A 699-nucleotide genomic window follows, 5' to 3' on the forward strand; every position below is an offset into this window, starting at 1 on the left:
CGTTGTGATCCGGTACACTCCTTTCCATGGCGAAGGCTCAGAGGAGGCGATCCGCGTGCTTGAAGCGGCACGCATGCAGGGGGTCTTTGAACCGGTCCTGGAAGCTGTGCTGCGAGAGCAGCCCAAATGGGCCGCGCATGGTGCGCCTGAGCCTGGTCTTATTATTCGAATTGCAGCAGCAGCGGGACTGGATGCCGAGGCAGCGCAGACACAAATGCTCGCACCCCAGACAGTCGGTGTTCTCAATCAGGATCGCGCTGATGTCGAAGCAGTTGGTGTACGGCAAACTCCCACGTTTTTCGTCAACGGCAAATCGCTCGATCCGTTTGGTGAGGCCGAGTTGAGGCGCCTGGTCGCTGCAGAAGTTGCAGCGCTGCAAAGCTGATCTATAGCGAGAGATAAAATGAGACTCACTGCAAAAAATACTCTTCTAGCAGGGGCGCTAAGTGCATTCGGTTTTGCGGCCATTCTCTCGGCGCCGGTACTAGCAGGGGTCGATGATGTTGTCGTTGAAGGAGCCTGGTCGCGCGCGTCAATCGGCACCAACCGGCCGGGGGCCGCTTACATGACGATCCGCAACACCGGCAATGAGGCCGTTACGCTGACGTCTATCCGCACCGATCTTGCGATGATGCCCGAGATACATCAGACATCGACCAATGCAGAGGGCGTCAGTTCCATGGCACCAGCTGGCGAGCT

General features: G+C 57.9%; 2 protein-coding genes. Both read left to right on the plus strand.

The genetic code is table 11. The features are described from left to right. A partial coding sequence (locus tag ACR0EL_RS22340; RefSeq protein WP_480502335.1) for a DsbA family protein occupies positions 1-385 on the plus strand: 385 nt, incomplete at its 5' end. Between the two features lie 18 nt (positions 386-403). Then, positions 404-699: copper chaperone PCu(A)C (locus ACR0EL_RS22345; RefSeq protein WP_480502336.1), on the plus strand; the 296-nt coding region annotated here is incomplete at its 3' end.

The organism is Ruegeria sp. AH12, assembly GCF_056541465.1.